General features: G+C 69.6%; 24 protein-coding genes and 1 tRNA gene. 16 read left to right on the top strand and 9 right to left on the bottom strand.

Going from position 1 to position 23,658, the window contains the following annotated elements; translation table 11 throughout:
• Positions 1 to 98: 98 nt before the first annotated feature.
• The 6 genes from ASF21_RS01650 (at position 99) to dhaM (ending at position 5,613) form a co-directional block, all read left to right on the top strand.
• Positions 99 to 2,123, top strand: a complete 2,025-nt coding sequence (locus tag ASF21_RS01650; RefSeq protein ID WP_055765904.1) for a S9 family peptidase — start codon at positions 99 to 101, stop codon at positions 2,121 to 2,123.
• A 38-nt stretch (positions 2,124 to 2,161) separates the two neighbouring features.
• Positions 2,162 to 2,671 (top strand): amino-acid N-acetyltransferase, encoded by a 510-nt coding sequence (locus ASF21_RS01645; RefSeq protein ID WP_055765902.1) that lies wholly within the window; start codon positions 2,162 to 2,164, stop codon positions 2,669 to 2,671.
• 131 nt (positions 2,672 to 2,802) lie between these two features.
• A complete protein-coding gene (locus tag ASF21_RS16260) occupies positions 2,803 to 2,979 on the top strand; it encodes a CsbD family protein (protein ID WP_082471157.1) in 177 nt (58 codons plus the stop codon).
• A gap of 218 nt (positions 2,980 to 3,197) precedes the next feature.
• On the top strand, positions 3,198 to 4,199 hold the full coding sequence (gene dhaK / locus ASF21_RS01640; RefSeq protein ID WP_055765899.1) for a dihydroxyacetone kinase subunit DhaK: 1,002 nt from the start codon (positions 3,198 to 3,200) through the stop codon (positions 4,197 to 4,199).
• Positions 4,196 to 4,858, top strand: a complete 663-nt coding sequence (gene dhaL / locus ASF21_RS01635; RefSeq protein WP_055765897.1) for a dihydroxyacetone kinase subunit DhaL — start codon at positions 4,196 to 4,198, stop codon at positions 4,856 to 4,858. Before dhaK ends, dhaL begins: the two co-directional genes overlap by 4 nt.
• Positions 4,855 to 5,613, top strand: coding sequence for a dihydroxyacetone kinase phosphoryl donor subunit DhaM (gene dhaM / locus ASF21_RS01630; protein WP_055765894.1), 759 nt, complete (start codon positions 4,855 to 4,857; stop codon positions 5,611 to 5,613). The genes dhaL and dhaM overlap by 4 nt, the downstream gene beginning before the upstream one ends.
• A gap of 129 nt (positions 5,614 to 5,742) precedes the next feature.
• Here dhaM and ASF21_RS01625 read toward each other — a convergent pair whose 3' ends face one another.
• Positions 5,743 to 6,753: a Fe-S cluster assembly protein HesB gene (locus ASF21_RS01625; protein WP_055765891.1), complete on the bottom strand. Its 1,011-nt coding sequence runs from the start codon at positions 6,751 to 6,753 to the stop codon at positions 5,743 to 5,745.
• 90 nt (positions 6,754 to 6,843) lie between these two features.
• Here ASF21_RS01625 and ASF21_RS01620 point away from each other — a divergent pair, with 90 nt between their 5' ends.
• Complete coding sequence (locus tag ASF21_RS01620; RefSeq protein WP_082471156.1) at positions 6,844 to 7,581, top strand: hypothetical protein; 738 nt, start codon at positions 6,844 to 6,846, stop codon at positions 7,579 to 7,581.
• A gap of 69 nt (positions 7,582 to 7,650) precedes the next feature.
• Here ASF21_RS01620 and disA read toward each other — a convergent pair whose 3' ends face one another.
• From disA to ASF21_RS01605, 3 genes are all read right to left on the bottom strand, one after another.
• A complete protein-coding gene (gene disA / locus ASF21_RS01615) occupies positions 7,651 to 8,727 on the bottom strand; it encodes a DNA integrity scanning diadenylate cyclase DisA (protein WP_055765885.1) in 1,077 nt (358 codons plus the stop codon).
• A gap of 195 nt (positions 8,728 to 8,922) precedes the next feature.
• Positions 8,923 to 10,308, bottom strand: coding sequence for a DNA repair protein RadA (gene radA / locus ASF21_RS01610; protein WP_055765882.1), 1,386 nt, complete (start codon positions 10,306 to 10,308; stop codon positions 8,923 to 8,925).
• 55 nt (positions 10,309 to 10,363) lie between these two features.
• Complete coding sequence (locus ASF21_RS01605) at positions 10,364 to 11,491, bottom strand: FUSC family protein (protein ID WP_055765879.1); 1,128 nt, start codon at positions 11,489 to 11,491, stop codon at positions 10,364 to 10,366.
• 223 nt (positions 11,492 to 11,714) lie between these two features.
• On the opposite strand from ASF21_RS01605, the gene ASF21_RS01600 reads away from it, so the two are divergent.
• From ASF21_RS01600 to pstB, 4 genes are all read left to right on the top strand, one after another.
• Positions 11,715 to 12,836 (top strand): phosphate ABC transporter substrate-binding protein PstS, encoded by a 1,122-nt coding sequence (locus ASF21_RS01600; RefSeq protein ID WP_055765876.1) that lies wholly within the window; start codon positions 11,715 to 11,717, stop codon positions 12,834 to 12,836.
• Between the two features lie 145 nt (positions 12,837 to 12,981).
• Positions 12,982 to 13,914 (top strand): phosphate ABC transporter permease subunit PstC, encoded by a 933-nt coding sequence (gene pstC, locus ASF21_RS01595; protein ID WP_055765873.1) that lies wholly within the window; start codon positions 12,982 to 12,984, stop codon positions 13,912 to 13,914.
• The gene (gene pstA / locus ASF21_RS01590; RefSeq protein WP_055765870.1) at positions 13,914 to 15,020 is read left to right on the top strand and encodes a phosphate ABC transporter permease PstA; all 1,107 of its coding nucleotides are present in this window, start codon (positions 13,914 to 13,916) and stop codon (positions 15,018 to 15,020) included. Before pstC ends, pstA begins: the two co-directional genes overlap by 1 nt.
• Positions 15,021 to 15,050: 30 nt before the next feature.
• A complete protein-coding gene (pstB, locus tag ASF21_RS01585; protein WP_055765866.1) occupies positions 15,051 to 15,830 on the top strand; it encodes a phosphate ABC transporter ATP-binding protein PstB in 780 nt (259 codons plus the stop codon).
• Between the two features lie 68 nt (positions 15,831 to 15,898).
• Here pstB and ASF21_RS01580 read toward each other — a convergent pair whose 3' ends face one another.
• The 3 genes from ASF21_RS01580 to ASF21_RS01570 form a co-directional block, all read right to left on the bottom strand.
• The gene (locus tag ASF21_RS01580) at positions 15,899 to 16,909 is read right to left on the bottom strand and encodes an inorganic phosphate transporter (RefSeq protein WP_055765862.1); all 1,011 of its coding nucleotides are present in this window, start codon (positions 16,907 to 16,909) and stop codon (positions 15,899 to 15,901) included.
• The gene (locus ASF21_RS01575; RefSeq protein WP_055768923.1) at positions 16,910 to 17,527 is read right to left on the bottom strand and encodes a DUF47 domain-containing protein; all 618 of its coding nucleotides are present in this window, start codon (positions 17,525 to 17,527) and stop codon (positions 16,910 to 16,912) included. It lies immediately after the preceding gene.
• Positions 17,528 to 17,738: 211 nt separating this feature from the next.
• The gene (locus tag ASF21_RS01570) at positions 17,739 to 18,386 is read right to left on the bottom strand and encodes a hypothetical protein (protein ID WP_055765859.1); all 648 of its coding nucleotides are present in this window, start codon (positions 18,384 to 18,386) and stop codon (positions 17,739 to 17,741) included.
• A 137-nt stretch (positions 18,387 to 18,523) separates the two neighbouring features.
• Here ASF21_RS01570 and ASF21_RS01565 point away from each other — a divergent pair.
• Positions 18,524 to 18,597: transfer RNA gene (locus tag ASF21_RS01565), tRNA-Lys, on the top strand.
• 62 nt (positions 18,598 to 18,659) lie between these two features.
• Here ASF21_RS01565 and ASF21_RS01560 read toward each other — a convergent pair.
• Positions 18,660 to 19,415: a ZIP family metal transporter gene (locus ASF21_RS01560; protein ID WP_055765855.1), complete on the bottom strand. Its 756-nt coding sequence runs from the start codon at positions 19,413 to 19,415 to the stop codon at positions 18,660 to 18,662.
• A gap of 360 nt (positions 19,416 to 19,775) precedes the next feature.
• On the opposite strand from ASF21_RS01560, the gene ASF21_RS01555 reads away from it, so the two are divergent.
• The 4 genes from ASF21_RS01555 to ASF21_RS01540 all read left to right on the top strand — a co-directional run bounded on the left by ASF21_RS01555 (position 19,776) and on the right by ASF21_RS01540 (position 23,125).
• Positions 19,776 to 21,044, top strand: a complete 1,269-nt coding sequence (locus ASF21_RS01555; protein WP_055765852.1) for an endonuclease/exonuclease/phosphatase family protein — start codon at positions 19,776 to 19,778, stop codon at positions 21,042 to 21,044.
• Positions 21,045 to 21,267: 223 nt separating this feature from the next.
• Entirely contained in the window at positions 21,268 to 21,522 is a 255-nt protein-coding gene (locus ASF21_RS01550) for a hypothetical protein (protein ID WP_055765849.1), read from the top strand.
• Positions 21,523 to 21,668: 146 nt separating this feature from the next.
• Positions 21,669 to 22,406, top strand: coding sequence for a hypothetical protein (locus tag ASF21_RS01545; protein WP_235498620.1), 738 nt, complete (start codon positions 21,669 to 21,671; stop codon positions 22,404 to 22,406).
• A 5-nt stretch (positions 22,407 to 22,411) separates the two neighbouring features.
• Entirely contained in the window at positions 22,412 to 23,125 is a 714-nt protein-coding gene (locus ASF21_RS01540) for a hypothetical protein (protein WP_157365699.1), read from the top strand.
• Between the two features lie 239 nt (positions 23,126 to 23,364).
• Here the strand turns inward: ASF21_RS01540 and ASF21_RS01535 are convergent, their stop codons facing one another.
• Positions 23,365 to 23,643 (bottom strand): HPr family phosphocarrier protein, encoded by a 279-nt coding sequence (locus ASF21_RS01535; protein WP_055765843.1) that lies wholly within the window; start codon positions 23,641 to 23,643, stop codon positions 23,365 to 23,367.
• Positions 23,644 to 23,658 lie beyond the last annotated feature (15 nt).

Below are 23,658 nucleotides of genomic sequence, written 5' to 3'. Positions count from 1 at the left end.
CGTCGTTTCCTGCCGAGTCGATCGGTGCCCGCGGCAACGGAATTCATCCCTGAGTGAACTCCCTGTGACGGCGCACACACCGGTGGTAGAGATGAGGCATGACCACGCCCTTCTCCTCCCTCGACGATTTCGTCGCCCTTCCGCGCCTCAGCGGACTCGTGCTCAACAGGGAGGGCACGCGACTCGTCACGTCCGTCGCCACCCTCGATCCGAAGAAGACCGCCTACCAGAGCGCGCTCTGGGAGATCGACCCCTCGGGCGCGCAGCCCGCGCGTCGGCTGACCCGCAGTTCCGCCGGGGAGTCCGGTGCGGCGTTCCTCGCCGGCGGCGACCTCCTCTTCACCTCCGCCCGCCCCGATCCCGAGGATGCCGACGGCGACAAGCGTCCGTCGCTCTGGCGGCTGCCCGCGACCGGAGGCGAGGCATCGCTCCTCGTGACGCGTGAGGGTGGGGTGTCCGGCGTGCTGACCGCCGCCGAGGCCGACGTCGTCGTCGTGACGGCCGACGCGCTCGCCGGTTCGACCGGCGAGGAGGACGACGCCGAGCGGCGGAAGGCGCGGAAGGACTCCGGCGTCGCAGCCATCCTGCACGCGGGCTACCCGGTGCGTTACTGGGACGCGGACCTCGGCCCCGACGAGCCGCGGTACCTCGAGGTGACCGATGTCGACGGCGACGGGCGACCGACCCTCGACGACATCCTTCCCTCCGCGCGGGGCGGGCTGCGGAACGCCCATGCCGTGCTCAGCCCGGACGGACGCGTGCTGTTCAGTTCGCTGACCGTGCCCGAGGAGCTCGGCTCGCAGCGCTCGGTCATCGTGCGCGTGGACCTCGCCACCAGGGAACTCAGCGTCCTGCTCGACGATCGGGAGAACGACTACACTCCCGGCCCGGTCAGCCCCGACGGCAGATATCTCGCCGTCACACGTGACCGCCGGACCACGGCCGAGCTGGCGCCGCAGTCGAGCCTCCTGCTGCTCCCGCTCGACGGGGGAGAGCCCCGGCAGCTGGCGGCGGACTGGGACCGCTGGCCGTCGCCGGAGGCCTGGCTGCCGGACGGCTCGTCGCTCGTGGCCACGGCGGACGACGACGGCGGGGCACCCGTCGTCGTCGTCGACGTGGCGACCGGTGCGGTGCGGCGGGTGACGGAGGACACTGCTGCCTACTCCGACGTCCAGGTCTCCCCGGACGGCGGGACGGCCTACGCCGTCCGCAGTTCCTACCTCTTCCCGGCAGAAGTGGTGCGCATCGACCTCGCCACGGGGGCCACCGACCGCTTGCAGAACCCTGCCGAACGTCCGGAGCTGCCCGGCACGCTCGAGCGGGTGGAGTCGGTCGGTGAGGACGGGCAGGCCGTGAAGTCCTGGCTCGTGCTCCCGGAAGGGGCGTCCGCGGATGCCCCCGTGCCGGCGCTTTTGTGGATCCACGGCGGCCCGATCGGCTCGTGGAACGCCTGGACCTGGCGCTGGTCCCCCTGGGTCATGGCAGCCCGCGGCTACGCGGTCCTACTGCCGGATCCCGCGCTCTCCACCGGGTACGGCCAGCACATGGTCGACCGCGGCTGGGGTTCCTGGGGCGCAGCTCCCTACACCGACCTGATGGCCGCAACGGACGACCTCGTGGCCCGCGACGACATCGACGGGACGCGCGTCGCAGCGATGGGCGGGAGCTTCGGCGGGTACATGGCGAACTGGGTCGCGGGCCACACGGACCGCTTCGCGGCGATCGTCACGCACGCGAGTCTCTGGGCGCTGGACCAGTTCGGCGGCACCACGGATGCAGCGTACTACTGGGCGCGTGAGATGACCCCGGAGGCGATGCTCGAGAACTCCCCCCACGCGCACGTCGGGAACATCGACACACCCATGCTGGTCATCCACGGGGACAAGGACTACCGCGTGCCGATCGGCGAGGGACTGCGCCTCTGGTACGACCTCCTGTCCGCCTCGAAGCTCCCTGCGGACGGGCACGGCGTCACGCCCCACCGGTTCCTCTACTTCCCGGACGAGAACCACTGGATCCTGAAGCCGCAGCACGCGAAGATCTGGTACTCGGTGGTGGAGGCGTTCCTGGCGTCGAACGTCCTCGGGGAGGAGCGGGAACTGCCCCGCGAACTCGGCCTGTAGGCGGGCCGCAGTCGTGGGCGATCGCTAGAGTGGGCAGGATGAGCCCGACCTTCAGCCTCCGCCGCGCCCGCACATCGGACGTCCCCGCCATCAAGGCCCTCGTCGAGCCACTCGCCGAGGAGCGCATCCTCATGGCGAAGGAGACCGTGGCCTACTACGAGGGCCTCCCCGAGTTCCGCATCGCCGAGTCCGACGACGGCGAGGTGCTGGGCTGCGGCGCGCTGCACATCATGTGGGAGGACCTCGCGGAGGTGCGTACCCTGGCGACGGCCCCCGCCGCCCGCGGACGTGGTGTGGGGCATGCCCTCGTCGAGGAGTTGCTGGAGGAGGCACGAGGGTTCGGGGTCAGCCGCGTCTTCTGCCTGACCTTCGAGGTCGACTTCTTCCGCCGGCACGGCTTCGAGGTGATGGCGGACCAGTCGGCCGTCGATCCGCGGATCTACTCCGAGCTGCTCCGCTCGCACGACGAGGGGGTCGCCGAGTTCCTCGATCTCGCCCGGGTGAAGCCGAACACGCTCGGGAACACCCGCATGATCAGGCAGCTCTGACCTGCTTCACCGCCGGGGCTGGCATCAGCGGCGCCACGACGATAAGGTAAGACTACTTAGCATTCCCTCAGGGGGATGCCGGGACGCCACCGGAACCGGTGGCTGCACACCGACTGAAGGAGGTCCGCATCATGGGACTGGATGACAAGATCGGGAACAAGGGCCAGGACTTGGGCGGCAAGCTCAAGGAAGGTCTCGGCAAGGCGACCGGCGACAAGGACACTGAAGCCGAGGGCCACAAGGACCAGGCGAGTTCGAGCCTGAAGGACGCCGGCGAGAACGTCAAGGACGCGTTCAAGCGCGACTGATCGAACCGGGGCTCATCCTTCATCGGGTGGCCTGAGAACCGGAGGGAGGGGCCTGATCCAGGGCCCCTCCCTCCGGCGTCGGGCGTCGATCGCACGGAGCGGCCGGGCTATAGGCAGGCCGGGGAACGGGCGGTAACGTGTCACCCATGGCCGGGGTGGTCCACGTGAGGCGGGCTGCAGGCTGTCATCCGTCCGTTCGCAGGCTAGGAGCCGCCGTCGTGAAGAAGCTCATCAATGACCCCAGAGCCGTGGTCAATGAGTCGGTCGAGGGATTCGGTATCGCCCACGCCGACCTCGTGACCGTCCATCCGGAGCCGCTGTTCATCACCCGCAAGGATGCGCCCGTCCAGGGGAAGGTCGGCCTCGTCTCCGGTGGTGGAAGCGGACACGAGCCGCTGCATGCAGGGTTCGTGGGCCGCGGGATGCTCGATGCCGCGGTGCCGGGGGCGGTCTTCACCTCGCCGACCCCCGACCAAATCATCCCCGCCACCGCGGCCGTCGACGGCGGCGCCGGGGTGCTGCACATCGTCAAGAACTACACCGGGGACGTCCTCAACTTCGAGACCGCGGCCGAGATGGCGGAGGCGGACGGCATCTCCGTCCGCTCGGTCCTCGTGAACGACGACGTCGCCGTCGAGGACTCGCTCTACACGGCCGGGCGCCGCGGCGTGGGCGGTACCGTCCTCGTGGAGCGCATCGCAGGAGCAGCGGCGGAGCGGGGCGACGACCTCGACGCCGTGACGTCGATCGCGCAGCGCGTGATCGACGGCGTGCGCTCCATGGGCGTGGCCCTCGCGGCCTGCACCGTACCGCATGCGGGCGTGCCCAGCTTCGAGCTCGCAGAGGACGAGATCGAGATCGGCATCGGCATCCACGGCGAGCCGGGCCGGCACCGCATCGCCATGGAGGACGCGGACGGCATCACGCAGCGTCTGCTCGACCCCATCGTCGCGGATCTGTCCCTGACCTCCGGCGACCGCACCATCATCATGGTCAACGGGATGGGCGGGACACCCGCGAGCGAGCTGTACATCGTGTTCCGCAAGGTGGCGCAACTCCTCGGGGACCTGGGCGTGAGCATCGACCGTTCGCTGGTGGGCAACTACATCACGGCCCTCGAGATGCAGGGCGCCTCCCTCACGATCCTCCGCGCCGACGACGAGATGCTCGACCTGTGGGACGCACCGGTGCATACTGCCGCGCTGCGCTGGGGAGCATGAGCGTGGCCGACGCCACCGGACCACTCGACGCCGCCTGGGCCGTCCGATGGATGCGCGGCACGGCGCAGGTCGTCGCCGAGAACCGAGCCCTCCTGATCGACCTCGACCGCGCCATCGGTGATGCCGACCACGGCGAGAACCTCGACCGGGGGTTCGGCGCCGTGCTGCTCAAGCTCGACGGCGACGCACCGGAGACACCCGCCGCCGTCCTCAAGCTCGTGGCGATGACGCTCATGTCCACCGTCGGAGGAGCGGCCGGCCCGTTGTACGGGACGGCGTTCCTCCGCGCGGCGACGTCGCTGGGTGACACCGGCACCGTCGATCCGGCAGGAGTGGCCGGGATGATCGCGGCCGCTCGGGACGGCATCGTCGCGCGCGGGAAGGCGGAGGTGGGGGACAAGACCATGGTCGATGCGTGGACGCCGGCGTCCGAGGCGGCGGAGACGGCGGCGCAGGCCGGAGCCACGGCCCCCGAGGTGCTCGCCGCCGCGGCCAACGCCGCGCACGCCGGCGCCGTGGCCACGGAACCGCTGATCGCCCGGAAGGGCAGGGCCAGCTACCTCGGCGAGCGGAGCGCGGGCCACCAGGATCCGGGGGCGGTCTCGACGGCCCTCATCCTGCAGGCCGCCGCCGAGGCCGCCGGTGGAGAGGTCGCATGAGCGTCGGGCTGGTCATCGTCTCGCACAGCCGGAAGATCGCCGAGGGCGTCGTCGAACTCGCGGCGCAGATGGCTCCCGACGTCGTCCTCGTCGCCGCCGGGGGAGCGGACGACGGCGAAGGACGGTCCCGGATCGGCACGAGCTTCGAGCGTGTGCAGGAGGGGATCGACAAGGCCTCGGGCGGTGACGGGGTCGTGATCCTGACGGACCTGGGTTCCGCGGTGATGACCGCAGAGATGGTGCTCGAGTTCCTGGAGCCTGAAGCCCGTGACGGGGTGCGGCTGGCGGAGGCGGCCCTCGTGGAGGGTGCCGTCGCCGCCGCGGTCCAGGCGCAGGGTGGCTCGTCCCTCGACGAGGTGCTGCGGGCGGCCGAGAACGCCGTCGTCTCCATCCGACCCGAGGAGCTCGAACCCTTCGTCTCGCACGCTGCAGCGGCGCCGGGCCGGGAGGAAGCCCGGCCGGAGGGGCCGGGAGCCGCCGGGTCCGCGGCGGGCCCGGTGGCCACCGGGTCCTTCGTCCTGCCGAACCAGATGGGACTGCACGCCCGGCCGGCTGCAACACTCGCCACCGGTTTGCTCGAGCTCGACGCGGAGGTGACGGTGAACGGCGTCGACGGCACGTCCGTCATGCTGCTCATGAGCCTCGGGCTCGGCCAGGGACGGACGGTCGACGTCGAGGCCTCGGGGCCGGACGCGCAGGCCGCCGTCGACTTCGTGGCGCAGGCGGTGGAGTCCGGCTTCGGCGAACCGTCCTGATCGGAGGTAGCGCGGAGACCGGTCGGTACCGGGCTGCCGGTGGTGTGTCCGGGCTGGTCCAGGAGACCGGTCGTTACCGGTGCAGCCGGTGGTGCGGTGTCCGGCCGCCTCGCGCGCCCGATCGGCGGGTCATCCGGGCAGGCGGACGAGCCCCCCGGACTCCTCCACCAGCCCGTCGGCGAGGAGGCCGGTGAGGGCGCGCTCGAGCTGCTCCGACGGAGCTTGCAGGCCGTACAGCGCGGCCAGGGGACCGGGCGTCGGCGCCACGGTCGACGAGCCTCCCCGCAGCAGGTCCACCGGCGCGTCCAGGAGAACCGAGCGCGGCACGTCGCCCTCGGCGTGCCGGAGGACGGCGACGATCGCACCGCGGACCTGGCGGTCGGTTCCCGCCCAGGCCTGTCCTTTCGGGACGTAGTCCGGTGCCGGGCGTCCTGCCGCCACCCAGGCGCAGGCGTCCAGGACGGGGCACGCGACACAGCGCGGAGCCCGCGCCGTGCAGACGACCGCCCCCAGTTCCATGACGGCCGCATTCCACGCGACCGACGATCGCGCGTCCCCGGGCATGAGGGCCACCGCCCGCTTCATCTCTGCTGCTGTGAGTGCGGGGGCCGGGAGGGCCTTTCCACCGACGAGGCGGGCGTGGACGCGCCGGATGTTCGTGTCCACCACCGTCTCGCGCCGTCCGAAGGCGAAAGCCGCCACGGCGGCGGCGGTGTAGGCGCCGACCCCGGGAAGAGCCAGTAGTTCGTCGTGCGTCGTCGGGACCCTGCCGTCGTGATCGGCGACCATGGCGGACGCGGCTGCATGCAGCCGTATCGCGCGGCGCGGGTAGCCGAGCCGGCCCCAGTGGCGCACGGCCGCGCCGGATGGTTCGGCTGCCAGGTCGGCAGGGGCAGGCCACCGCTGGAGCCAGTCGTGCCACACCGGGAGGACGCGGACCACGGGCGTCTGCTGCAGCATGATCTCGCTCACGAAGATGCCCCAGGGGGTGCAGGCGGGATCGCGCCAGGGCAGGTCGCGGGCCTCGTCCGAGAACCACTCGGTGACCCGCGCGTGGAGCGCGCCGAGGCTCGGGGGCGTGCTCTGTGCATCGCCGGCAGCGGTGGGGGGTGCCGCGGCGCTTCCGCTGCCCGGATTCATCGTGGTGCTCCTCGAGGTCATCGTCGTGGATACTCTATCCACCGGCGTGGTGCCCCCTGGAATCGGCGCCCGCCTCCCTAGCCTTGACGGATGGCACATACGGACGATCAGGGCAGTGCGCGGCGGGGCGGTCGTCGGGCGAGCCCGGCCGTGTACCGGCGGCGGCGGCTGGCCTTCCTGATCCTGGCCGTCCTCGTGGTCGCCGTGCTCGCGATCGGCGGCATGGCACTTGCCGGGACGCTGGGACGCACGGACGATGCGGCCGCAGGAGCATCGACGAGCCCGGAGGCGCCGACCGCCGCAGCCATGACGCCCGGGGCGGCGACTCCCGCGCCCAGCGCTGCGGCTCCCTCCGCCCCACCCACAGCAGGGCCGACCGCGACGCCGACCGCCACTCCCTCGGCAGACCCGACCGCCGCGTCTCCGGAACCGACGCCGTCGGACGCGTGTGACGCCGCGCGGGTCGTGGTGTCTGCTGAGACGGACCGGGAATCCTACGGCTCCGGCGAGAGTCCCGTCCTCGCTCTGGTGGTGCGCAACGAGGGGGAGGAACCGTGCACCGTCAACGTCGGAACGTCGCAGATGGCCTTCGAGATCACCTCCGGTGGCGAGCGGATCTTCTCGACCACGGACTGCCAGCAGGGCTCCCAGGATCTCGAGCGCACCATCGCGCCGGGCGGCGAGGAGCGGGCGACCTTCGAGTGGGCGAGGAACCGGACGGTCCCTGGGTGCACCGTCGTGGACGAGGAGCCGGGTGCGGGCGACTACACCCTGATCACGCGGCTCGGCGCCAGGAGCAGTCAGTCCGTGGAGTTCACCCTGCAGTAGGGCTGTCGTCCCACCGCCCGTCCGCGCGGCGGACGATCAGCCGGGAGGGCTGGTGGGTGGCGCGATCTCCTACATGAACCGGTCGAGGAGACTCGTCTCGGCGATGCGGGAGAGTCCCTCGCGCACGGTCCGTGCACGCTGCTCGCCGATGCCGTCGACCGCCATGAGATCCTCGATGTTCGCGGCCATGAGATTCTGCAGACCGTCGAAATGGTCCACGAGGCGGTTGGCGACTGCCGGCGGGACCGCCTTGATGCCCGAGAGCAGCCGATAGCCCTTCGGCTGGATCACCGCTTCGAGCGAGTCGACCGACGGGTTGAAGCCGAGCACGCTCGCGATCGTCCCGAGGTCGATCAGGTCCGTCGAGCTGAATCCCTGGAGGGTCGCCACGCGCTCGTCGAGCGGCGCAGTGCTGTTGCCGAGGTCCATGTAGTCGCGCAGCACCATCTCGCTGCCCGGTCCCAGCCCCGTGGTCAGCTCCTCGACCTGCAACGAGAGCAGCCGGCCGTCGACGCCGAGTTCCAGGACGTACTGCGAGATCTCCTCCGAGATCCTCCGGACCATCTCCTGGCGCTGGAGGGTGACCGCGACGTCGCGCACCGTGACCATGGCCTCGATCTCCAGGGCCGAGAGCGAGTTGGTCACCTGGTCGAGGCGTGCACGGTACCGCTCGAGCGTGGCCAGGGCCTGGTTCGCGCGGGCGAGCACCGGCTCGGAGCCCTCGAGGACATGGCGGAGGCCGTCGATGTAGAGGGCGATGATCTGCATCGACTGGCTCACGCTGATGACGGGCAGCCCGGTCTGCTTCGCCACCCGCTCCGCCGTGCGGTGGCGTGTGCCGGACTCCTGCGTCTCGATGGTGTGGTCCGGGACGAGCTGGACCGCGGCCCGGAGGATGCGGCTTGCGTCCTTGTCGCACACGATCGCCCCGTCCATCTTCGCGAGTTCCCGCAGGCGGGTGGGCGAGAACTCGATACCGATGTCGAATCCGCCCGAGCAGATCGAATCCACCGTGCGGTCGAAACCGAGGACGATCAGTGCTCCTGTCCGCCCCCGCAGGATTCGCTCAAGACCGTCGCGGAGATGCGTCCCGGGGGCTACTCTGGCGAGGGTGGCTTTCAGCGAGTCCTCCGGACTGCGAACCATGGGCCTATCCTTTCGCCGCCGCGCTGTCGATAGCCCGGCGCGGACGGGATAGGCCGTCGAACCTCCGACGGCGGGCAGGGCCCGCGGGTGTGCCCGCGCAGCCGAGAGTAATACTACTGGCGCGCGCGAAACCCGCGGTACGGCCTGCCGTCGCAGATCGGTAACACTGCTGTGCCGGCCGCTGGGCCGCCGGCCTCAGAACAGCAGGGCGAGCGCATCCGCAAGCGTGGAGACCTCACGGACCGAGAATCCCTTCGGCACCGGACCGGTGCCTCCCGGCGAGGCGGGCACGATGGCGTGGGTGAAGCCGAGGCGCTCCGCTTCCTGGATCCGCCGCCCGATGCCGGGGACGGGACGGACCTCGCCCGCGAGTCCCACCTCACCGAAGGCGATGAGCCGCGCCGGGAGGGGGTGATCCGTCTTCGCGGAGGCGATGGCGAGGGCTACCGCGAGATCCGTGGCCGGCTCGGTCAGGCGTACACCGCCCACCGTCGCCACGTAGCTGTCGTCCTTGTGCAGGCTCACCGAGGCGCGGCTCTGGAGGACGGCGAGCAGCATCGCGACGCGTGAGCTGTCGAGGCCGCTCGTGGCGCGCCGCGGCTGGGAGTTGGGGGATTCGGCGAGCAGCGCCTGCACCTCCGCCAGCAGCGGGCGCCGTCCCTCGAGGGTCACGGTGATGCAGGTGCCGGACACCGGGTCCTTCGTCCGCGAGACGAACAGTCCACTGGGATCGGCGAGCCCCTCGATGCCCCCGTCGGTCAGGTCGAAGCACCCCACCTCGTCCGTGGGGCCGTACCTGTTCTTCACCGCGCGCAGGAGGCGCAGGCGGGAGTGGCGTTCGCCCTCGAACTGGCAGACGACATCGACGAGGTGCTCCAGCAGGCGGGGGCCGGCGATCGACCCGTCCTTCGTGACGTGGCCGACCAGCAGGGTCGTCATCCCGCGGGACTTGGCGGCGCCGATGAGGGAGGCGGCCACCTCGCGGACCTGGGTCACGCCGCCCGCGCTGCCGTCCACGGCCGCACTGCTGAGGGTCTGCACGGAGTCGACGACGAGCAGCGCGGGATCGAGCTTCTCCACCTGGCCGAGTGCCTGGCCGAGGTCAGTCTCGGCGCTGAGATAGAGGGAGTCCGCGACGGCGTCGATGCGATCGGCGCGGAGCTTGACCTGGGCGGCGGACTCCTCCCCGGTGACGTAGAGGACGTCCTTGCCGAGGCGGGCCACCCGAGCGGCGACGTCGAGCAGGAGGGTGGACTTCCCCACGCCCGGCTCCCCGGCGAGCAGGATCACCGCGCCGGGGACGAGGCCGCCGCCGAGCACACGGTCCAGCTCGTCGATCTTCGTCGGCTGGAATCCGGAGAGCGTGGCGTCGACGTCCGCGATGCGGCGGGCAGGCGTGGTCACAGCGGCCGCCGCCGTCGTGCGCGCGACCACCTGCCCGGTCTCCTCGACGGTGCCCCAGGCCTGGCACTCGCCGCAGCGGCCCACCCACTTCGCCGTGGTCCAGCCGCACTCAGCACAGCGGAAGTTCGGGGTGTTGCCGCGGCCCGTACGCGCGGCGGTGGAGGTCTTGGTGGCCATGGAACGAGGCTACCTGCGGTCACCGACACCGAGGGTCGTCCGTGGCCGGACGTGGTCAGAGGCGAGGCAGGTAGTCCGCGGCATCCTCGTGCGAGAGCCCGGTCGCCTCGAGCAGGTCGACGACGAGGGGCCGCAGGAGCAGGACCAGTCCCTCGCCCTCGAGCCGCTGGATGCCGAGCGTCTCCGGGTGCAGATCCGTCGCGACGGCGGCGAGTTCGTCGCGGGCCTGGCGCTGGTTGAGGCGGCGTTCTGCGGAGTCGCGTGCCGAGAGGGACCGGCTGAGGACGTCGACGGCGTCGGCCGTGTCCGCCAGTGCCTGGCCCAGGCTCTCGATCGCGTCGTCGGTGAGAGCCGCGTGGTTGATGGCCGAGGTGAGGCGGCGGGCGAAGACCCGACTATTGCGGATCGCGAGGTCGATCGACCCGACCGAGCTCCGCAGCGAGCCGAGCTCGTCCCGGTGGCGCCGGTAGGCGGGTGAGATCCGCGCGACCTCCTGCGCTGCCCGCACGCTCCCGGTGAGGCCGTCGAGCTGCGACTGGCAGTTCCGTGCGCGCACGAGTGCGTGCCAGGCGAGGGTGGAGTCGCTCTGCCGCAGCGCCGTGGCGCTCTCGCGCAGGACGCCGGACAGCTCCTCGAGCAGGCCCCGGACGTTCGTCTTCGGCTCCCCCCGCGGGTCGCGCGGCAGGAGCATGGTCACCACGAGCGCGAACAGGCCCCCGACGACGGCGTCCACGCTGCGCGTGAACGGGCCACCCTCCGGCGCCGGGAGCAGTACGACCAGGAGGGACTGCAGTCCGAGCTGCGTGGTGAAGATGGTGCCGCTGTCGAGGAACCGCGCCAGCAGGATCGAGATGAAGAGGACGACGGCGGCCTGCCAGATGCCGTTGCCGAAGAACGTGAGCAGCAGGTCACCCACCGAGATGCCGAGCGTGCAGCCGATCGCCACTTCGAGCACCCGCCGGATCCGGGGGTCCCGCGAGAAGCCCAGCGAGATCATCGACGAGGTCGCCGCGAACAGCGGCCCGTTGTGGCCGAGGACCTCCTCGGCGAAGGCGTAGGCGCCCACCGCGCACACCGTCATCTGCAGGGCGGTGACGATCGAGTTCGAGCTGCGCCTGAAGCCGGTCCGCGAGCGCTTGCGCAGGAAGGCGAGGGCCCTGGTGATTCCCTGGCGCGGCGGCATAGGCCCAGTGTAGGAGGTCGGGCCGCAGGAGACCTCCGCCCCATGCACCGGGGCGGATCGGCCCTACCGGCCAATGGACCGGCGCTGTTCACCTTCCGTTAAGGTCGCTCGGCCAGTCTCTTCACCTGCAGAGCCTAGCTTCGGACGGTACGAGAACACGTACAGGTCGACCGAGTGCCACTCGCGCACCGATGAACACATCCCTGGAAGGGGTAAAGATCTAGTGAAGGCTCTTCGCTTTGGCCGCGCTGCGGCAGTAATCTCCGTGGCCGCGCTGGCGCTGACCGCATGCGGTTCCGACAACGCCACCGGTGACACCCCCGCAGCCGAGGGGGCCGCCCCGTCCGCCACCGGCGTCGCCGTGTCAGGAACCCTCACCGGGATCGGCGCCTCCTCGCAGAACTCGGCGATGGAGGCCTGGAAGGCCGGCTTCGAGGCCATGAACCAGGACGCCATGGTCCAGTACTCGCCGGACGGATCAGGGGCCGGACGCAAGGCCTTCCTCAGCGGGGGAGCGCAGTTCGCCGGTTCGGATGCCTACCTCAAGGACGACGAGATGACCCAGGCCGTGGAGGTCTGTGGTCCCGATGGTGCGCTCAACATCCCCGCGTACATCTCCCCGATCGCGATCGCCTTCAACCTCGGTGACGTCACCGAGCTGAACCTGGACGCCCCCACCATCGCCAAGATCTTCACGAAGGCGATCACCACCTGGAACGATCCGGCGATCGCCGACCAGAACGAGGGGGTCGAGCTGCCCGACACCCCCATCACAGTCGTGCACCGCTCGGACGAGTCGGGCACCACCGAGAACTTCGTCGACTACCTGTCGGCTGCCGCACCCGAGGTGTGGACGTACGAGGTGGACGGCGCCTGGCCCGCCGACCTGCAGTCCGAGAATGCCAAGGGAACCTCCGGTGTCGTCCAGACGGTCACCTCGACCGACGGCGCCATCACCTATGCCGATGCCTCAGCGGTCGGCGACCTGGGCAAGGCCAAGGTCAAGGTCGGCGAGGAGTACACCGAGATCAGCTCGGACGCGGCCGCGAAGGCCGTCGAGGTCGCCACGCCGGTCGAGGGCCGGCCCGAGCTGGACATGTCGCTCGAGTTGGAGCGCGACACCACCGAATCCGGTGCGTACCCCGTCGTCCTCGTCAGCTACCACGTCTACTGCACCACCTACGACAGCCAGGAGACCGTCGACCTCGTGAAGGCCTTCGGCTCCTACGTCATCAGCGAGGACGGGCAGGCCGAGGCCGAGGCCTCGGCCGGGAACGCCCCCCTCTCGGCCACACTGAGTGAGAAGGCCCAGATGGCGATCGACTCCATCAAGGTCGCTTCCTAGCGGAGGCCCCCTCGGTCCCGTCTGGTCTAATGGAGACCGGACGGGACCATCCGCCGTTTACGGCCGGGATCCGCAGTGCCCTTCCCCCTTGCCCGGCGCCGGAAACCGGCTCCACACCTGAACAGACCGCCTGGAAGGCAAGAACGTGTCACTCAATTCGCTGAAGGCATCGACAGATCGAGGCCGTGCCGGCGACAAGATCTTCTCCGGCATCTCGCTCGCCGCGGGCGTGCTGATCCTGGCAGTCCTGTTCAGTGTCGCCGTCTTCCTGATGGTGCAGGCCGCGCCGATCCTCTCCGCGGATCCCGCCGAGGTCACGGGAGGTGAGGGATTCGCGGCCTACATCCTGCCGATCGTCATCGGCACCATCGTCGCGGCCGCGATCGCCCTGATCATCGCGACACCGGTCGGTATCGCCGTCGCCCTCTTCATCTCCCACTACGCGCCACGCCGCCTTGCTCGGGCCTTCGGGTACGTCATCGACCTGCTCGCAGCGATCCCGTCCGTCATCTACGGTGCGTGGGGGTACATCATCCTGGCCCCGCAGCTCGCGAAGGGCTATGCCTGGCTCGCCGAGAACCTGGGCTGGATCCCCCTCTTCGCCGGTCCGGCCAGCCAGACCGGCAAGACCATGTTCACCGCCGGCGTGGTGCTCGCGGTGATGGTCATCCCGATCATCACCTCGCTGAGCCGGGAGATCTTCCTGCAGACCCCCAACCTCCACGAGGAAGCAGCCCTCGCGATGGGCGCGACCCGCTGGGAGATGGTGCGGATGGCCGTGCTGCCGTTCGCCCGTCCGGGCATCATCAGCGCGACGATGCTGGGTCTGGGCCGGGCGCTCGGCGAGACGATGGCTGTCGCGCTGGTGCTCTCCCCGGGCGCCCTCGGCGCGAGCCTCATCAAGACGGGCAACCAGACGATCGCGGCGGAGATCGCCCTGAACTTCCCTGAAGCCTTCGGCCTCCGACTCAACGAGCTGATCGCTGCCGGACTCGTCCTCTTCGTCATCACACTGATCGTGAACATGATCGCCCGCTTCATCATCACCCGGCACAAAGAATTCTCGGGAGCTAACTAATGGCAGCGAACCAGACGCTCCAGCGTCGCCAGTCCCAGCTCACCCGAGGACGCCTCCCGTCCTATGCCATCTGGGTGGTCGTGGCCGCATCCCTGATCCTGGGTGCAGCGATCTCCTCCCTCGTCGGTTTCAGCGTCGTGGGGTGGGCCATCATCACGGCGATCGTGTTCGTCCTCGCGGCGACCATCGTCACGGCCGTCGCCGAGGGTGAGCGGAAGGCGAAGGACAAGCTCGTCACGTTCCTCGTGTACGGCGCCTTCCTCATCGCGCTGATCCCTCTCGTCTCCGTCCTCTGGACGGTCCTGGAGCGGGGTGTCCCGGGCCTGAGCTACAACTTCCTCTTCACCTCGATGAACGGGGTCACGGGGGCCGTGGACAACCAGGCGGTCGAGGGCGGGACCCCCGTTCTCGGCGGTGCATACCACGCGGTGCTCGGAACCCTGCAGATCACCCTCTGGGCCACCCTGATCTCCGTGCCGATCGGCCTCCTCACCGCCGTCTACCTGGTCGAGTACGGGGCCGGCAAGAACCTCACGAAGGCGATCACGTTCTTCGTGGACGTCATGACGGGTATCCCCTCGATCGTGGCCGGACTGTTCGCGGCAGCGCTCTTCACCCTGCTCTTCGGCCCCGGGACCCGGACCGGTTTCGTCGCCGCCGTCGCGCTCTCGGTGCTGATGATCCCGGTGGTCGTGCGCTCCACCGAGGAGATGCTGAAGATCGTGCCGAACGAGCTCCGCGAAGCGGCCTACGCGCTGGGGGTGCGGAAGTGGCGCACCATCACGAAGGTGGTCATCCCGACGGCGATCTCGGGCATCGCGTCCGGCGTCACGCTCTCCATCGCCCGCGTGATCGGCGAGACGGCGCCCATCCTCGTGACGGCCGGATTCGCGAGCTCCATCAACTGGAACGTGTTCAGCGGCTGGATGAGCACGCTGCCCACCTTCATCTACTACCAGATCCTCACCCCGACGTCCCCGACGTCGCCCGACCCGAGTACCCAGCGCGCCTGGGCGGCTGCGCTCCTGCTCATCCTCATGGTGATGCTGCTGAACCTCGTGGCCCGCTTCGTCGCCCAGATCTTCGCCCCCAAGACCAGCCGTTGAGCACTCGCGGTACCGACCGATAAGGAAGCCATGTCCAAGCGAATCGACGTCAAGGACCTCAATGTCTACTACAGCAAGTTCCTTGCCGTGGAGGACGTCAACATCAACATCGAAGCCCGCTCCGTCACGGCCTTCATCGGACCGTCGGGCTGCGGCAAGTCGACGTTCCTGCGCACCCTGAACCGCATGCACGAGGTCATCCCCGGCGCCCGCGTCGAGGGCGAGGTGCTGCTCGACGGCGACAACCTTTACGACTCCGCCGTCGACCCCGTGACCGTGCGCGGGCAGATCGGGATGGTCTTCCAGCGCCCCAACCCGTTCCCCACCATGTCCATCCGTGACAACGTGCTGGCCGGGGTGAAGCTCAACAACAAGCGCATCAGCAAATCCGATGCGGACGACCTCGTGGAGAAGTCGCTGCAGGGCGCCAACCTCTGGAACGAGGTCAAGGACCGCCTCGGACGCCCGGGGTCAGGGCTCTCCGGCGGCCAGCAGCAGCGCCTCTGCATCGCCCGGGCCATCGCCGTGTCACCGCAGGTGATCCTGATGGACGAGCCGTGCTCGGCGCTGGATCCCATCTCCACCCTGGCCATCGAGGATCTCATCAACGAGCTCAAGGCCGACTACACCGTGGTGATCGTGACGCACAACATGCAGCAGGCGGCCCGTGTCTCGGACAAGACCGCCTTCTTCAACATCGCCGGTACCGGCAAGCCGGGCAAGCTCATCGAGTACGACGACACGACGACGATCTTCAACAAGCCGACCATCAAGGCCACGGAGGACTACGTCTCCGGTCGCTTCGGATAGGTCGACGGCGGTCCACGCACGACGGCGGCTCCCAGGGCGGGGCCGCCGTCGCTCGTCCGGCAGGGGTCCTACAGGAGCGGGCTGAGCGCCAGGAAGAAGACCGCACCCACCAGCGCCGTGGCCGGTGCCGTCGCGAGCCAGACGAGCAGGATGCGGATCACGCGCGGACGCTGCACGGACGCGAAGCGCTGGTTCGCCCCCGCCCCCACGATCGCCGAGGTCATGGTGTGGGTGCTGGAGAGGGGGAGGTGCAGCGAGATGGCGCCGATGAATAGCATGGCGGAGCTGACGCCCTGGGCCGTCATGCCCCGCAGGGGATCCATGTGCACCAGGCGGTTCCCGAGGGTGTGCGTGATGCGCCAGCCGCCGAACAGCGATCCGGCCGTCAGCAGGACCGCGGCGAACACCTGCACCCATACGGGGATGTCCGTGCCCGTGGCGTAGCCGGAACCCACCAGTGCGAGGAGGATCACCGCCATCGTCCGCTGGCCGTCCTGCAGCCCGTGCCCGAGCGCGAAGGTTCCCGCCAGCACGGACTGCGCCATCCGGTTCCCGCGGTTCACCCGCGCGGGCGAGCCGTGCCGAAGCAGCCAGGTGGCCGGGAACACGGCCAGGTAGGCCAGGAGGTAGGCGATGACGGGTGACAGGAGGAGGGGCAGGACGATCTGGAGGAGCAGTGTCTCCCCGGCGCCGCTCATCGCCGGCCCGCTGGTCAGCTGCGACGCACCACCCGCGCCGATGACGCCGCCGAGCAGGGCATGGGTGGACGACGACGGCTTGCCGCGGTACCAGGTGAGGATGCCCCACAGGCAGGCCGCGAGAAGGGCCGCCATCAGGATCCCGAGGCCGGTGGAGCCCTCGGGCAGGCCGATCCCGGCGTCGGTGAAGAACAGGGCGAGGGAGGTGCTGAGCAACGCACCCACCAGGTTGAAGAGTGCCGCGAGGAGGACGGCGACGGTGGGTGTCAGCGCCCTCGTCCGCACCGCCGTCGCCACCGAGTTCGAGACGTCGTGGAAACCGTTGAGGAAGGCGAAGCCGCCCGCGGTGACGATCACCGCTCCGAGGAGGAGGGCCTCCACCTACGATTCCTTGACGAGGATGCTGCCCACCTGCGTGGCGACCCGACGGATGTCCTTGGTGACCTCGACCAGCTGGTTCGCCACGTCCCGGTGGCGTGCGTAGACGAGCGGCTTGTGGTCGTCGAGGAGCTCGGCGCACCAGCTGCGGTGCGTGCGCTCTGCCCGCCGTGCGAGGCGCAGGATCTCGATCCAGTACTCCTCGAGGTCCTCCATCGAGGTGAGGCGCTGCATCGCGACGGCGGTGAGCTCGGCCTGCCGGTTGATGACCTCCAGCTGGTCGGCCGCCCGCTGGCTCACCTTGCTCAGCTTGTACAGCGCGATCAGCTCACCCGCTCCGTCGAGCTTCTCGATGGCCTCGTTGAGCAGGCGCGAGAGCACGTAGAGGTCCTCACGGGGCAGCGGGTTGATGAAGGACGTCCGCATGGAGGTGAGGAGCGCGAAGTGGAGGTCCGTCGAGGCCGACTCGTGCTGGTGCAGCTCCTCGGACAGGCGGTCGTACTCCTGGACGGACGCTCCGAGGATGGCGGACATGGTGCCGACGCCGAGCACCAGCTGGTTCGCCATGCGGGCGAGGAGCTCGAGCCCGGCGTTCTCCTGCGGGAAGAGGCGTAGTTTCACGGAGTCTTCCTCGGAGGGTGGGCGGGCGTCGGCGGTGCTGCCACCGACGCGCATGCCTCTGGGCAGAGTAGTGGCGTCGAACCGGGAGCGCCTCTCGGCGGAAGGCCGCTCGAAGCGGCTGAGTGTTGAAGCCCGGGGGTTCCACGGTCCGACGCCGGGTTAAGTCTTGCCCTCCCCGGAGCGGCTGTCAACATCGCCTGTGACGGGCCGCTCAGTCGAGGTCGCCGCGCCGCCAGGAGGCGGCGGCGTGCTCGAGGTCCTCAGCGGTCTTGATCAGCTGGTGGGAATTGCGCGTGAGCTTCGAGGCGTGGGACCCGCTGGCCACCTCCCGGTCGTCCGCGTGGTTGGCCTGGCCGAGGGCGACGACGCGGCAGAACGCGGCGAACCGTTCGAGGGCGACGTCGAAGTCCCCGTCGAAGGCGCCCGAGAGGATGGTGTCCGCCATGGTGGTCATCTCTGCGGCGCCGGGCGGTTCGGCCACGCCCGCCACGACCTTCGAGACCTGGGCGATCTCCTTGCCGGAGGCGAAGTAGGCGGCGATCCGCTCGGGGTTCTGCTGGGTCGCGGCACGCAGGGCATAGAGCCGCCACAGGGCCCCTGGCAGGGATCTCGCAGGACTCTCGGCCCACATCTCGGCGATGGCCTCAAGGCCCTGCCGGTCGGCGAGTTCGACGAGGCGGCGGGTCACGTCGGGATCGTCCGTGTCCCGCCCGTGGTGCACCAGGGCGTGGGCCGCCATGTGGGCGGCCTCGGAGACCCGCGACGGATCGACGCCCCCCGCGAAGACCTCGAAATCGGCCGGGGCGAAAGGCTTCGGCTTGTGCGGCCGCGGGCTCTTGTTCGTGTAGTCGCCGTCCATGGAACGAGGATACTCCTGCGGTCGTCGCGGCCGGTCGGCAGGGCCTCGGACCCGTCCTCGGGGCGTGGGTGATTGCGATAAAGTGGGCGGGTCATCGCCGCACGGCGGACCTGCGGGTCCCCGGGGTGGTGATGGGCGGGCCCTTAGCTCAGTTGGCTAGAGCAACGGACTTTTAATCCGTGGGTCGTGGGTTCGAGCCCCACAGGGCCTACCGCGTGAGGGAAGGACCCCGGACCAGTTCCGGGGTCCTTCGTCGTCGGTGCGAGGTGCTGCTCATGCGGAGACCGTGTGCACCACGAACGCCGCGAGGAAACCGAGGGCGGCGATCAGTCCCGTGAACATGTGCTGGCGCTCGAAGGCCTCGGGAATCATGGTGTCCGCGACCATCGCGAGGATGGCGCCGGCGGCGATCGCCGTGATGAACGCGACGGTGACGCCGGAGGCATCCGCCAGCAACGAGTACCCGATGAGGGCCGCCAGTCCCGAGGCGAGGGCGATGCCGCCCCACAGCGCGAACACGTAGCGGCTGCTGCGGCCCGCGTTCTTCATGCCGGCGGTGCTCGAGAGTCCTTCGGGCACGTTGGAGATGAAGATCGCGACGAGGACCGCCGGATTCACCGTGCCTCCCGCCACGAGGCCGAGCCCCAGGACCACCGACTCCGGGATGCCGTCGAGCAGGGCGCCGAGTGCAATGGCGTTGCCGCTCCCGGCGGCGTCGGACTCCGACGGCTGCTGCCCGCCCGACCGCTTGCGGTGCTGCGCCCCCTTGCGGGCGAGGATCGCGTTGGCTCCCACATAGGTCACGGCTCCGACGAGGAAGCCTCCAGCCGTCGGCACGAGCCCGCCCGCCTTCTGGGCCTCTCCGACGAGTTCGAAGGCGAGGGCGGAGATGAGCACTCCCGCCCCGAACGCCATCACGAAGGAGACGATCCGGGGTGGCACGGTCCACCTCCACGCGATCGCCGCTCCGAGGACCAGCGCCCCTCCTGCGATCGCACCCCACCCGAATGCCTGCAGCCACAGTGGCACGGGAGCCGCTCCTTCCGGTGCCCACGGCACCACGAGATGAATCCGGCCCAGCTTGCCATGGAACCGCCCGCGTGCGGAGGCACCCGGTGGCGGAACCGGGGCTTGACGGGGAAGGCCGGGGATCGCGACGTGGCCGGGAACCACCGGGCGAGTGGAGGGCGGATCGTGCCACGGGCACCCTCCGGGTGATCTCCAGACGGCTGCCCTCGTCGGGGCATCCTTCCGACGTGGATGAGTTTGAATCGTTATCCGCCGGCCCGTTGCGGCCCCCCGGACCCGGTTAGGCTCGATCTACCGGAGCGTTCGACGACGGTGGCGCACGCCTTCAGCGGCGCCGCTCCATGACCTGAGGAGGGACCTGTGCGTATCCCGACCGCATGCTCGGCAGCCGTGCTCGCCGCCGCGCTCGTCGTCGTCGGAGCTCCCGCCGGTTCCGCCGTCGCGTACGACGATTCACGGTCCGTGATCGCCGGGACCCGCGCCGGGAAACAGGATGTGCGGTTCGCGACCTACAACGCCAGCCTGAACCGAGCGGCGCCGGGCGACCTCGTCCGCGATCTGAGTACCCCGGCCAATACGCAGGCGAGGGCGATCGCGGAGGTCATCCAGATCAACCGGCCGGACGTCGTGCTCCTGAACGAATTCGACTACGTCGCGGGCGGCCGCGCCGCTGATCTCTTCAGTCAGAACTATCTCCGGGTCGGCCAGAACGGCAAGGCCCCGATCGACTACCCCTACGTGTACACGGCGCCCTCGAACACCGGCGTGCCCAGCGGGTTCGACCTCAACAACGACGGGCGCGTCGGAGGCGCCGACGACGCACTGGGCTTCGGCGCCTTCGAGGGCCAGTACGGCATGGTGGTGTACTCGAGGTATCCCATCCGCACCGAGGCCGTCAGGACCTTCCAGGACTTCCTGTGGAAGGACATGCCCGGAGCGTTGCTGCCCGACAACCCGGCAACGGAGGCGGCCGACGACTGGTACTCGACGGATGAACTGGCAGCGCTCCCGCTGTCCAGCAAGTCGCACTGGGACGTCCCCGTCGAGGTCGGCGGCAGGACCGTGCACGTCCTCGCCAGCCATCCGACGCCACCGGTGTTCGACGGGCAGGAGGATCGGAACGGCAGGCGCAACAGCGACGAGATCCGCTTCTGGTCCGACTACGTGACCGGCGGTCCCGGCGCGTCCTACATCTACGACGACGACGGCGGTACCGGCGGCCTGAACCGAGGCGAGCGGTTCGTCGTCATGGGTGATCAGAACAGCGATCCCCTGGACGGGGATTCACGGGCAGGGTCGATCGGCCAGTTGCTGGGCAACAAGCTCGTCCAGGATCCGCTGCCGTCGTCGAACGGAGCTGTCGAGGCGTCCGCCCTGCAGGGCGGTGCCAACGCCAAGCACAGGAGTGATCCGCGGTTCGACACGGCGGACTTCGAGGACAGGGATGCCGGCAACATCAGGGCCGACTACGTGCTGCCGTCGCGCACGCTCAAGGTGGCTGCCGCAGGGGTGTTCTGGCCCCGGGCAGGCAGTCCCGGTGCGGAGCTGACGGGGATCTTCCCCTTCCCGACGAGTGATCATCGGCTGGTCTTCGTCGATGTCACGCTCAGCGGTGGCAGGCTGCGCTAGGCCTTGTCCCGCCGCGCGGGCGGGGTGTACCGTCGGAGGCATGAGGACGATTCTTTTTCAGTAGGCGATCCGGCTCCGGCCGCGATCCGCGTCATGTGTCGATGACACCCCTCCACAGGCGCCCCTGAAATCCGTCCGACTCCCAGCGTTCCCGCGGGTACTCCCTGCGGTGGCGATGACGTGTTCCGACGCATCTCGTGGCGCCACCCCAGAAAGGAACACCATGACCACCACGCCCCAGAACGACGCGTCCGCGGCCGCTTCCGCCGCCGTCCCGCCGCCGGAAGCGGAGGATTCACCGCCCGCCGAGGCCGGAGGCGCCCAGCGTCGCAGCGTCCAGGACGATCCGCGGGCCAAGCTCGCGCTCGCTCGGAAGAACCACGGCGCCAACCCCACCGCGGCAACGGGTGCGGGCCACCAGAAGGCCGCCAACGAGAGCAGCAAGCAGGGCAAGAAGGAGAAGAAAGTCCGCTGGTGAGGCCCTCTCCGGGCACGCTGCCGGGTGGCTCCCGCTGAGTTAAAGTGGAGCTGGCTCCGAGTTCTGCGTATGGGGGAATCGCAGAAATCGGAGCCAGCGATCTCAGTATACTTCGACAGGAGAGCGCAAAGTCCAATCGAAAGGTGATGATGGCCGTCACAGCCAAGGCATTCCAGCTGTGGCGTTCCCGTATCGCACCGCAGGACACCGTCTCGGACGTGTGCAGGGTGGCCGGGATAAAGCGTTCCACCCTCGCGCAGCAGCTCGTGCGGGGCAAGGTCTCCGTCCCCACCATCGTCTCGATCGCCCGGGGCTACGGGCTTCCGCCCGTCGACTCGCTGGCCGTCTTCGAGGGGTTCACCGACGTCCCGGCCGGGGTCCGCACCCCGACGGACGCCGAACTCGTGAGCCAGGTCTCGCACATCGACATCCTCCGGCTGCTGGTCGCGCGCAGCGAGGACCAGGAATGCGCGGGGAGCGACCTGCAGCTGAACCTCGCCCCCTTCCCGCACAGGAATTCCGTCCGTGCCTGGATCGAGGCCATCGACCCGGGGGATCTACGGCAACAGCTGGCCGCCCGCACGGGAGTGGCCCGGCAGAATCTGTCCGCGCAGCTCACGGCGGGGCGTCTGGCGCCCGAGATCGCGCTCGAAGCCGCCCGGATCTCCGGGGTCTCGCTGACCAGCGGCCTGGTGGTCACGGGCCTCCTGACGCAGGAGGAGGGCGGCTGGCCCCCGGACGGCAGGGCGAGAGCCCTCTGCGCCATGCCCGATCTCGACCTCGTGTTCCTCGCCCGTGACCGCCTCGACGTGCTCGGCAAGCAGATCCGCAGGGCCGAGCTCGACGACGGCAAGGACCGCGCCCTGTGGGAGAACCTCGGATGACAGTCGTGACACTTCAATGGATCGTGCTCGGACTGTGCATCGTCGGGGCTGCCGTGCGTGTTCCCGCCGCGAGGAGAGGAGCAGGGCGGGTGATCTTCAGCGCGCTCGTGCTGCTCTCTGTGTGCGTCGGGCTCTCCATCGCCCCGATCTACGGCGCAGTGGACGGCCTGCTCGGCGGGATCAACCTCGCGAACCTTCTCCTCCGCCTGGCCCTGTATGCGGTCTTCCTGCTGCTCGCTCTGCGGATGGCGGCAGCCTTCGACTCGCCCCTTGCCCGAAGGCTCGTCGTCGGGCGGTTCGGCCTGGCGATCCTCGCGCTGACCGTCCTTGCCACGCTCTACTTCTTCGTGGCGAGCGAGCTGGCCGGCAGCTCCACGGGCCTGCACGCTTTCGAGAACCAGGACTCGGTGCAGCAGTATGCGGCCGTGGGTCGGCTGTATCCCGGATATGTGGCCGCGTGCCTGGTCGTGCCGGCCGCGACCTCGGCGCTCGACCGTCACGCGAGGACGATCCATCGCGTGGCCTGTGGCTTCCTCGCCTGCGGTTTCTCCCTCGTCGTCGTCTTCGTCGCCCTCCGCCTCACACCACTCGACCTGTCGGTCTGGGACATCATCCTGCCGTTCTCGGCCATCCTCCTGACCGTCGTCGGGCTGTGCCTGATCTGGGCCAGCCACATCGTGAACGGACGGACCCGCCGTCGAGCGAACAAGCTCGCCTAGGCGCCGCGCGAAGCGTGACGCAATCGTGTCCTCGGTGCATTCACGTTTTCATGATCGTGTGTAAAAATAATGATTATGTAACTGCCGCTGTCCGTGGGGGGTCAGCGGATCGTTGCGAGGCGGGTGGGTGAGTCCATGAGAACGGGTGGACCCACCTACCCGACCACCCGTGCTGGGGCACAGCGAAGGGCACCATCCGCCAGGTATCAGCGGCGGATGGTGCCCTTACGTGTGGGGTGCTACTCGGCGTCGTGGTCCGTCTCGATGATCCTGGCGAGGCTCTCGAGTGCGTCCTCGGCGCCGTCGCCCTCGGCGCGGAGGACGATCACGTCGCCGTGCGACGCACCGAGGCTCATGAGCGAGAGGATGCTCGAGGCGTCCATCGCCTCCTCCGCGGGCTCGCCGTCCATGGCGATGGTGACCTCGAGGGGAAGCTCGCCTGCGGCCTCCGCGAAGATGGACGCGGGTCGGGCGTGCAGGCCGACCCGGCTCGCCACTGTTGCCTTGCGTTCTGCCATGTTGTGCTCCTCTGT

Origin of the sequence: Arthrobacter sp. Leaf234, assembly GCF_001422665.1 — a bacterium.
In the GTDB taxonomy this organism is placed as follows: domain Bacteria; phylum Actinomycetota; class Actinomycetes; order Actinomycetales; family Micrococcaceae; genus Arthrobacter_D.
The sequence above is the reverse complement of the archived record's forward strand: the minus strand, read 5'-3'. Positions and strand labels throughout refer to the sequence as shown.

What these genes read in the sequence shown, in the direction of transcription:
- ASF21_RS01650 (WP_055765904.1), top strand. Translation starts at nt 99, where the DNA reads ATGACCACGCCCTTCTCCTCCCTCGACGATTTCGTCGCCCTTCCGCGC.
- ASF21_RS01645 (WP_055765902.1), top strand. Translation starts at nt 2,162, where the DNA reads ATGAGCCCGACCTTCAGCCTCCGCCGCGCCCGCACATCGGACGTCCCC.
- ASF21_RS16260 (WP_082471157.1), top strand. Translation starts at nt 2,803, where the DNA reads ATGGGACTGGATGACAAGATCGGGAACAAGGGCCAGGACTTGGGCGGC.
- dhaL (WP_055765897.1), top strand. Translation starts at nt 4,196, where the DNA reads ATGAGCGTGGCCGACGCCACCGGACCACTCGACGCCGCCTGGGCCGTC.
- dhaM (WP_055765894.1), top strand. Translation starts at nt 4,855, where the DNA reads ATGAGCGTCGGGCTGGTCATCGTCTCGCACAGCCGGAAGATCGCCGAG.
- ASF21_RS01625 (WP_055765891.1), bottom strand. Translation starts at nt 6,753, where the DNA reads ATGAATCCGGGCAGCGGAAGCGCCGCGGCACCCCCCACCGCTGCCGGC.
- ASF21_RS01620 (WP_082471156.1), top strand. Translation starts at nt 6,844, where the DNA reads ATGGCACATACGGACGATCAGGGCAGTGCGCGGCGGGGCGGTCGTCGG.
- disA (WP_055765885.1), bottom strand. Translation starts at nt 8,727, where the DNA reads ATGGTTCGCAGTCCGGAGGACTCGCTGAAAGCCACCCTCGCCAGAGTA.
- radA (WP_055765882.1), bottom strand. Translation starts at nt 10,308, where the DNA reads ATGGCCACCAAGACCTCCACCGCCGCGCGTACGGGCCGCGGCAACACC.
- ASF21_RS01605 (WP_055765879.1), bottom strand. Translation starts at nt 11,491, where the DNA reads ATGCCGCCGCGCCAGGGAATCACCAGGGCCCTCGCCTTCCTGCGCAAG.
- pstA (WP_055765870.1), top strand. Translation starts at nt 13,914, where the DNA reads ATGGCAGCGAACCAGACGCTCCAGCGTCGCCAGTCCCAGCTCACCCGA.
- pstB (WP_055765866.1), top strand. Translation starts at nt 15,051, where the DNA reads ATGTCCAAGCGAATCGACGTCAAGGACCTCAATGTCTACTACAGCAAG.
- ASF21_RS01570 (WP_055765859.1), bottom strand. Translation starts at nt 18,386, where the DNA reads ATGGACGGCGACTACACGAACAAGAGCCCGCGGCCGCACAAGCCGAAG.
- ASF21_RS01550 (WP_055765849.1), top strand. Translation starts at nt 21,268, where the DNA reads ATGACCACCACGCCCCAGAACGACGCGTCCGCGGCCGCTTCCGCCGCC.
- ASF21_RS01545 (WP_235498620.1), top strand. Translation starts at nt 21,669, where the DNA reads ATGATGGCCGTCACAGCCAAGGCATTCCAGCTGTGGCGTTCCCGTATC.
- ASF21_RS01535 (WP_055765843.1), bottom strand. Translation starts at nt 23,643, where the DNA reads ATGGCAGAACGCAAGGCAACAGTGGCGAGCCGGGTCGGCCTGCACGCC.